This is a genomic window from Draconibacterium sp., from assembly GCF_041583095.1.
GTDB lineage: Bacteria > Bacteroidota > Bacteroidia > Bacteroidales > Prolixibacteraceae > Draconibacterium.
In genome coordinates, this window is sequence record NZ_JBFHGM010000038.1 from 17,829 (window position 1) to 27,257 (window position 9,429).

Genomic DNA, 9,429 nt, shown 5'->3' on the forward strand with positions numbered 1-9,429 from the left:
AACATCCACTGATGCTTACTCTTGGAAGTTTGCTTGTTCTTTAATCAATGAATTTATTGGGAAAGATATTTACGGCGATAAAACCAAATATTCCGGTAAGTCCAATAAGCATGAGGTCAATAATTTCGGTTCTGATATTTTTCTTTCGCTGCCGGATGATGAAGGATTGCGCAATAATTAGTACCAGACTTAAAACAAGCCACCAATACGATTTGCTCATTTTTAGAAAGAAATTCACATAGCTCGAATTGTCATCAGTCATTTTTAATTCGGCGGGGAACAGCAACTGTGCAATTTTTCCGTCGGTGCTTGTATCGTAAATCGGGCGGGTTTCAGCATATTCGTCAACCTTGTTATGGTCGCGGTCTACAACCTGCGTTCTTATAAATCCGTTGCCAATTGTTATAACATTAAAATTAAAATAATCGCCGTAGATTCGAATTTCGTATTTATCAGGATTGAGATCATCAACCTCAAATTTCTCCAGCATATAATCGTAGGGAGTCAATACATACAGCTCATTATTTTCGGTAAATAAATAGGCGTAATAAAGTTTGTCGCTAAAATCAACACACTGTATGGTTTTGAACTTCATACCAGTTGGAAGTTCAACCTGGCGAACAAAAGGTTCTCCCTTAACCATTTTTATATGAAAAAGCTGATTGGCAGAATCTATAACCAGATAACCTTCGTCGTACGATTTTCGGGTGGTAGGAATACCGTTTATGGATGTTGCCGGGAACTTAAAATCCCGGTTATATAAAACGGCCGAGAACATCCGGCTTTTGTCTTCGAGAATTCTGTTTGTTTCGGCATCGATAAATTCCATGCGCCAGGTAATGCGGAAAAAGTCGTTGGGCATTTCCAGATTTGCGCGGCCCGATTGTGATTCAAACAACGGATAGAGTTTGGGGTTCGGCGCATGAATTTCATCGGGCGTTATCCTAAAGTTTGATCGAAATATGCCGGCGTGTTGGATATTAATTTTTTCTCCATTTATCGAATCGGGCATCGTTCCATCCATAACCAGTTGCCGTGTGTACATGAATGGCAACTTCTTTTCGTAGGCTTCACGTGTTAGTTTTGTTCCTTCGCGGTTCGTCCATTTATCGTCGGCATCCGGTCGAAAGATGATAAAGTCATGATCGATACAGCTGTACTGTATCAATGGATTTTTGCCTGGTTTTTCAAAAGCCATCCGGTAAAATTGAGGCAGCACAACCGACAAGCCAACAATGGCGGTAAGAACTAAAATATATCTGCTGATTTTTACCATATTACATTTCTCCTTTTCTAAACCGGTATCCCGAAAACAACAAGGCAACTGATAAAAGAACCGTAAATACACTTAACAGCGGAAGGGCAGGAGAGTAGGCTCTCGCAGCGGCTGTTTGAAGGTAGAGAGGCACAAAAGTGGCAGTTACCAAAAGGTATAAAAAACGGTATTTCCATACCGGCTCCAAAACGATTAATGCAGTCAGGAAATAAACAACAAAACCGCATAAAAACCAGGGAGCGATTGAAATTAAGGCCGATTGAACAATCTCTGCAGGAAAATACACAAGGCTCAAACCTGTAAACAGCAGAAGCTGAGCTGCTGCGATGGCGAACAGGCAAAATGCTCCGAACAACATCATCATCAGCAATGCTTTGTTTTCGTTAATTGGCAAATGAAAAGTAAGTTTTATTCGTTTGTTTACGGTTTCGGGAAAATACTGGGCTAAGGCAATGGCCAATGCTCCAATAAGCGGAACAAATTTAAATAAACTGTATTCGTAAAACCGGTATTGATTGAAAAGAATGCTATACCAATAATAAGCCTCCTGGCTGAATTCAAAATCGTGCTGGACTTTCAGAAATATATTTCCAACAACCAAAATACCAAGTGCTGCGTAAATAATTGCAAACCATTTGATTTTTAGCCATTCTTTGTATATAATCGATTTCCACATTTTGCTAGTATTTTCCGGTTAGTCCAATAAATGCATCTTCCAACCCCATCTCCACTTGCCGAAAGTTTTTGTGTGCAACTCCGTTGTTTTTTAGGAAGCCCAGAACCTTTTCCTCCGACTCGTAGGTATACAACTCCAGCTTGTTGTTCACTTTCTCGCTGTTAACTACAAACTCCTCGTTCGAAATATCTATGGCAGGATTTTCAAGCTCCAGGTAAAACTGTTTAAACTCCTGCATAAACGATTTTACACTGCGTTGGGCCAGTACGCGGTTAAAATCCATAATCAGCAAATCGTCGATCAGGCGTTCCATATCCTGAATAATGTGGGATGTGGTGAAAATGGTTTTCTTCTTTTCTTTGGCATATTCGCGAAGGTAGTCGATAAACAGTCGTCGATAACCTGGATCAAGACCCATTGAAAAATCGTCGAGAATAAGCAGATCGGGATCCTGTGCCAGAATAAGCCCCAGTGCCACCTGCGAACGTTGCCCGCACGACATTGTCGAAATTTTTTGCTTTGGAGAAACCTGCAATTTAGACATCAGTTGCCAGTACGGCTCGTTATCCCATTTAGGGTAGAACTTCGAGTAAAATTTTTCGATTTGATGAATATTCATAAAGGTATACTGAATGTGCCCTTCGATAAGAAATCCAATTCGCGCCTTGTTTTGCGGAGATAAGTTTTGCGTATTCTCTCCATAAATCAGGCACTCTCCGTTTTGCGGTTGCAGAAAACCATTCAAAATGTTAATGGTAGTGGTTTTGCCCGTACCGTTTTTACCCAAAAGTCCGAGTATACTTCCTTCCTTTACGCTAAAGCTCAGGTTCTCGTAAACCAGCTTTTTGCCGTAGTAATGGGTTAGGTTTTTACATTCAATTGCATTCATCTGATTTCACTTACTTCTTTTAAAACATAAAGCCTAGTTTTGCAGTTAGGATTCCCATGTTTTCATTTGAATCGATTACTTCCCGGAATTCGTATCTGATTTTTAGAAATAGTTCGTCAATATTTTCCGATTTTGGCAACTCGTATCCACAATAAACCTGTGGTGAGACCATAAGATAATCGGCTGTGTGATATTCAAATTCGTGGATATAAAGTTGTTTGTTTTGTCGGCGGGTAATTGTTTCGTCGTTTGAAAGATTTAGCTCATGATCTATATTGTAACGATAATCCAGTCCTATTCCTGGAACCAAACAAAATTTCCGAAAGTAAAAGTCTTTTACAAATTTTACACCCAGTTCCAGGTTCGAATAGTCGGCATTAAAAATCTCAGGAATGTAATAATACTTTTCTGCTTTTAATTTGTAATGAGCTTGTAGAGTAGTTTCCCAGTTAATTTGTTCGTGGTCATCAAGCTTTAAATAATCAAATCTTACTCCGGCATCGAACTCCTTTCGGTTTAGTTTTAGGTTTTTTGATAAGGTAATGTATTCCGTTTGATTGTCATCATTTAGAATGGCATCTTGTATGTATTCAATTCCATCACCATCGAAAAACGAAGTGCGAAAGATAATCTTCTGAATGGAAGTTTCAGTATGTTTGGTGAACTGCTGATTTAGCTCAACTTGAAACGTTTTCCAATCGCCGGCATCAGCTTTTTTTATTGTGCGCGTTCCATCTTCGGTTATTTCTTTGCTGTATGTTGCTCTGATTTCTGTTAACGAGCTAAATCCATTAAGTTTTGTGTCAAGCTGTACTCCGGCTGATATACTATTCTGATTATAATATCGCGATTTTGTTTGTCCCGTTTCCGAAGAGTAAAAGCCCATGCCTTTAAACATAAAATAAGTAGGATTGGGATCGTCTGTTACCACCTGAAGGTAGTCAATATCTTCTTTTCTGTTTTTGTATCCCAGGTCTAAACCCAGATTAGTATTTGGAAAATGGATAATAATTGATGGACGAAGTGAAAAGTCAGTAATCACAGTTCGTGGTCGCGGATCTTTTTGTTTTGCACTTTTACCAATATGGTAATCTGCCAATAGTCCAAACGACAGTTTATTAGTTAGTTTTTTTGCGACACCCCCGGAAAGGTTAAAACCTTCTTCGTGAAAATTGGCACCCGGAATGGAATCGCCTATTACATATGGATTTCCTCTGTACGGATTAAAAAGCCCGGTATATAAATTCCCTGTTTCATCACTATATTGGTAGGATAATTTCCCGTAGAAATAGGTATCGTTTATTACCAGGTAACTTTCAGTAGAAAGTAAGTAATTCTCAATATGAGAAGCCTCCCGTACTCTTTTATAATCTCCATCTGCCAAATTGTATTCCCCAAAAACTTCACCGATGTTTTCGTTGGCATTAAAAGTTAATCCAGCAATATTTCCACTGTTAAGCCATTGGTTTTTTAGCTGAAACAGTTTTAATGTATTGAAAGAAAATGTACTATCCTTTGTCGCATTATTTGCAAAAATCCTTTCTGCAGTAAAGAAGGATAAAATCATAATAAATACGATTTGAAGTTTAGTCATCTCAAACGAAACATTAAAAGTTTCAACAGTTTGTTATAGCAAGTGGAGTCAATTATTCCTGCTTTAATCTTCTATACTGGTTGGATTTACTCCCGGTGTTGGAGTTAAATCGTGTAGAAAATCTTCCGAAGAATTGTTGGTATCCTTATAAATTACTCGGTTACCGATAATCATTTTTGCTTTACGTCGAACAGATAATGAGGATTTATTACCAGCTTCAATATAAGTATAGCCGGCATCTAATTCGGCAGGCAGACGTTTGTAGACCTCTTCTGCATCAAATTTAGCACATTCTACAGCGTCAACAACAAATGATCTGTCAATCATCATGTATTCTGTTGATCTTGAACTTCCTGGTTTTGTCATGAAATTACTAGCATCAGAAACATAATCCACCCAGTCATTATCGGGGAGTCGGAAAAGTACTGTTGCTGGACCTAAACTGGAAGCAGTCCAATCATATATAGTTGTAATTGTTGTGTATACCAATGTAAGATTTGGTACTGCAGAAGCATCCAGATCTTTACCAGAAGATTCGACGTAAGTTTCCCAGTCTGCGTTGCTCAGGTTGACAGGAGAATTGGGATTACCAATTTCATCGGTTTGATGATCAATCCCATCCTGAGCAATAATAAAACTTTCTCCAGGCAGAATTGGATGTTCCATTCCATTTCCCGGTACAATCCATGTTTGAAAAGTTAAGGGAATTCTTTCAAGCAATTCTCCATTATCGTCAACCCAGGCGGTTAGTGATGAAGTTGAGGTTGATTCATGAAGAGCAATACACAATCCATCAGCGAATAATGTATCTCCCGAATTGTTGTAAATTTCAAAAAACTGATCGGAATAATAACCTTTATCTTCATCAGTTACCGAACCAGCATAATAGATTTCTTTGAATATAAAACCTCCGGTATTATCTACTAAAATAAGATCCATTGTAACCTCCGATTCGGAGATTAAAGAGTAGTTGGATATAATTCCGTTAAAAATGTATTCCTCGCCATCGTTATCGTTAGCAACAAAACTTGTTGTAAAATTGTAATTTCCTTCTACCAATTCAAAAATGGCATAACCATCAGAAGTGACCGATATGGTAGTCGTTCTTGTATTATTTGTATTGGTAGCTGTAACAACAGCATCCACAGGGAAATCAGTTACGGTAAATCCATCAGGATAATTGACTTTTACCGTAATTAAATAGCTGGGGGTGACATTCTCTTTACAGTTTATTAGAAATAAACCCATTAGTAAGCATAAGGATATAAGTGCAAATTTTCTCATGGTATGATCTATAAATCGGTTTTTAATATTTACAAATTAAATGTTAGGTCTGCTCCAAAGTAGGCAATTTGATTTAATCTGGTGTAATTCCCACTTCGTTTACTTTTATATAGTGGCCGGTGATTAAACACATTGTACGCAAAAAACGACAACTTCGCAAATTTTCCAAATTCCTTGGTCAATTTTAAATTCAGTTGCCAGTTTGTCGGATACGATTCCTGGTCATAAAAATCATCTTCTTGTCTTTCTACCATCGTTGAGTAGGGGGCTTCAAACGAGTAATTATCCTGCCATTCGTAGTATTGCATATCCATATCGTAAAAACCTACAGGATCTACATAAATAATTTCTCCGACAGTAAACTGCCCGTATAATTTGTCGTTATTTTCTCCTCTCGTATAAGCAACAGGTGATCCTGAACTGTTTTCCCAGAAGCTTTCAGACTTATTTATCCAAATCGTTTGTAGGTTGAGCGAAAAGATCATTTTTAATTCAGGAATATGAGTGATTGTTCGGAAATTCGAATTTAAACGTTGTGAAATGGTCCCGGAGTTGCCCGGTAATACAGCTAAATACGGAAAATAATCTCCCTTGTACGAAGAAGTAATTCTTTCCACTACTGGAACTGCATGCCTGGATCTTTTTATATGGTAATATGCACCGTCAACCATGAGTTCTGTTTTGATCGGATTTATACGACCAAAGTTAACAACATATTCAACTCCCTTCTTGTCGATGCTGTAGTTATTTTTTGGAGACATATATCTCTCGAATTCCGTTTCCTGATCCCAACCTAAAGTCATCATTTCACCATTTACCTCGTAGGTAATTTCACCATTCTCAAAAGCTGGCAAAAATCCATTGCCCAATTGATCCCATTTGCGGTAATTCATTATAAAGTATTGGTTTTCCCAACCAAAGCCATTTCTGATTTTTTCGCGAAATCCGGTTAGGATAAAGTTTATGCCATAAATATTGAAATCAGCACCCAATTCATATTTATTATTTGTCATCGGTTTTAAATCAGGATTACCGGTGTCTTCAATAATTTCGGTTGTAGCCACTATTAAATCGGGTGAATCGGGTGGATAATAATTAAAGCTAATTTTATCAATGTAAGCGACATCCGGATACATGTGCAACATAGTGGGAGTTTTTGATGTTTTCCCGAAGCCTCCTCTGATAGTCAAGTTTTGAGATATATGGTAGGCAAAATTAATTCGTGGTTCAAACGATGTAAATCCATTGGTAGAGAAAATTCCTTTTGGTAGGAAATTGTTGTAACGTATTCCTATTTGAGTTTCCAAGGTGTTATTGCCAAGAGGTAAACTAATTCTGTCTTCAGCAAAAAGAGCCAGCTTTTTACTTGCCGGAATATCCTTAAATGCCCGCGGACGAGTTGTGATGGCATTTAATGGTGGTCGGTTTAAATCGTACTGCCTCCCTTCTCCATTGTTTCCGGATTCCCGCCAATCAAAACCATACATAACAGAGTTGCTCATACTTCCAAGCTTAAATCTTGAGTCGAGTTTTACAGTTGCAAAATAATTGTACGGTTTACCTTCAACGGTGAGTTCTGAATAATATCGAGAGGGTAAAATCTCAACCGCATATTCGCCCGGAAGGAAGGATGTTGGTAGAGGTGTTGCCGAAGTGTTATTTAATGCATAGCTGTAAAAATCTTGTTGCGTAATACTACCCGAAAAGTTATAAGTAATGTTGCCAATCCACCATTTTTGAAGCGACCACTTCCCGTATAATTTTAAATCTGCACCAGATTCTTTTTCTCGCTGACGTTCCAACTGACGTTGATCAGGATCTTTCTTTTCATTGTCGATTGTTTGAAAATAGTTTCCTTTAAAATTTATACTGAGAGGCCTGTGTTTCTTAAACAAGGTATTTGAGTAGCCAAACTGTCCGTTTAGTCGTTTATAACTTCTTGCAGGTCGCCGTAAATCGTCATATGCGTGAGTATAGTCAAATTCAACATTTACAGCACCTTTATTTTCACCTTTTAGCAAAATTCCTTTTGATATAGCCGCTTGCTTTATTTTCGGATCTGCTTTCAGTTTTCCTTTAAGAGGCGTTTTCCCCGATTTGGTTTTTATCAGCACTGCACCGCTTGTTAAATCTCCATATTGAACAGATGGAATTCCGCGGATAACCTCAACCGATTCAATATAATCGGTAGATATTTGACGAAGATCGACACCACCACCTGCTGTTGAAAAATCAACGGATTGGCCCTGTTGGGCTGTATTTAACGATTGCATATTGGCATCATTGTCCATTGGAGTTCCATCTATAATGATGGCAGTTCCCAAAGCGTCATTGGCATTCGCCTGCCTGGTTTTGTCCTCACCTGAATAGGTGTTTATATCCCTGATTATTATTTGGTTGGCTTTTGATAAGTCGGGGTTTAACGAGATCTGTCCAGGCACCAATTGCATAACATCGGTCAGACTAGCGGGTTGCGAATGCTCGATAGCTGCATTTTCAATGATTGAAGATGAACTTAAATTGGTATTCTCACGTGCAATAACGATAATTTCATCCAGGCCAAGAGAACTTGCCTGCATGGATAGTTTATAGTTTTTTAAATCTTGTCTGATTTCAACAATACTTTCATAGCGTTCAAAACCTAAGCATGAGGCTTGTATTGTATATTTCCCTTCAGGAATATTATCAAAATTGAATTCTCCGTTTAAATCGGATGTTGTCCATCGATTGAGTTCAGTTAGCTGGATGGCAACGAGGCCTATGTGTTCTTTGGTTTTAATGTTTTCAATAACTCCTGATATATGATAGGTGGTTTGGGCAAGCAGATATAAAGGGAGCATGCTAATTATCAGGGTAATTGTATGCTTAAAAAATTGGTTCATACTTGTTATTCGAAAACGACTCTTTTGTGCCGTAAATTTAATTTCTCCTGGTTATCATATTAATTGTCGAACTTACGGTTTTTATATGTCTTTAAATAGCAATTCTAACGATTTGCCATAAAATTTTAAAGATAATCAATATTCTTCGTATCGATTATTCTTAATCCGGTAAAAAAAATAATGTGTGTTGGAAGAATTGTATAGAAATATAATGAATGTATTTGGCTGAAATTTAATGGTATAGTTGAATTTTGGGAGGTGTCGTTACTCAGCCTTATAAATTTCCATTTTCTCAAGCATCTCAACTGCTTCATAAAAAGTGAGGTAGAGGTCACCTTCTTTTTCGTCCCATACCTGGCCTTTGTTAATTCCCTTTAAGTTGCGATCCGCCCCTTCGAATAGAATTACGGTTTCAAGGGCTTTCATTTTTACCGAGGTTTCATCGATTTGAACCACTTTGGCTTTTACCGGTTTCCCGGATACGGGTTTCCCTTCTTTGGTTACCTGAACTACCAGACCGTAGCAGATTTCTCCTTCTTTAACCCAATCCGGAATTTTTATCCGCAGGGCATCACTCATCTCAATTTTTTTCTCCTGGTAAGTGTATGAGGCTATTTCTTCTGAATTTTTGGACGAATTACAACTGATAATGCATATTGAGGTGACCAAAATGACTAATAATATCAGTTTTTTCATGAAATAATATGTTTGACCAAACGAATAACCATGTACCATTTTTTATTAACAACCCAACAATCGAAGATGTTTCAAAAAATAGTGGGGTTAAATGTAGTAAATATCAGTGTAAAACGATTAGTTAGCAGATTA

Annotated in this window: 7 protein-coding genes; all 7 read right to left on the minus strand. The window is 37.8% G+C overall.

Annotation, left to right across the window (positions count from 1 at the left end; genetic code table 11):
* Positions 1-40: 40 nt before the first annotated feature.
* Positions 41-1,276, minus strand: coding sequence for a DUF4857 domain-containing protein (locus tag ABZB17_RS05745; RefSeq protein WP_372648512.1), 1,236 nt, complete (start codon positions 1,274-1,276; stop codon positions 41-43).
* Position 1,277: 1 nt separating this feature from the next.
* Entirely contained in the window at positions 1,278-1,952 is a 675-nt protein-coding gene (locus ABZB17_RS05750; RefSeq protein WP_372648513.1) for a hypothetical protein, read from the minus strand.
* A gap of 4 nt (positions 1,953-1,956) precedes the next feature.
* Positions 1,957-2,841, minus strand: coding sequence for an ABC transporter ATP-binding protein (locus ABZB17_RS05755; protein WP_372648514.1), 885 nt, complete (start codon positions 2,839-2,841; stop codon positions 1,957-1,959).
* Between the two features lie 19 nt (positions 2,842-2,860).
* Positions 2,861-4,435 carry a DUF6850 family outer membrane beta-barrel protein gene (locus tag ABZB17_RS05760; protein WP_372648515.1) on the minus strand — a complete coding sequence of 525 codons (1,575 nt, stop codon included), beginning with the start codon at positions 4,433-4,435 and terminating at the stop codon, positions 2,861-2,863.
* Positions 4,436-4,498: 63 nt separating this feature from the next.
* Positions 4,499-5,683, minus strand: coding sequence for a DUF4876 domain-containing protein (locus ABZB17_RS05765; RefSeq protein ID WP_372648516.1), 1,185 nt, complete (start codon positions 5,681-5,683; stop codon positions 4,499-4,501).
* 65 nt (positions 5,684-5,748) lie between these two features.
* Positions 5,749-8,601: a TonB-dependent receptor domain-containing protein gene (locus tag ABZB17_RS05770; RefSeq protein WP_372648517.1), complete on the minus strand. Its 2,853-nt coding sequence runs from the start codon at positions 8,599-8,601 to the stop codon at positions 5,749-5,751.
* Positions 8,602-8,865: 264 nt separating this feature from the next.
* Positions 8,866-9,297: a hypothetical protein gene (locus tag ABZB17_RS05775; RefSeq protein ID WP_372648518.1), complete on the minus strand. Its 432-nt coding sequence runs from the start codon at positions 9,295-9,297 to the stop codon at positions 8,866-8,868.
* Positions 9,298-9,429 lie beyond the last annotated feature (132 nt).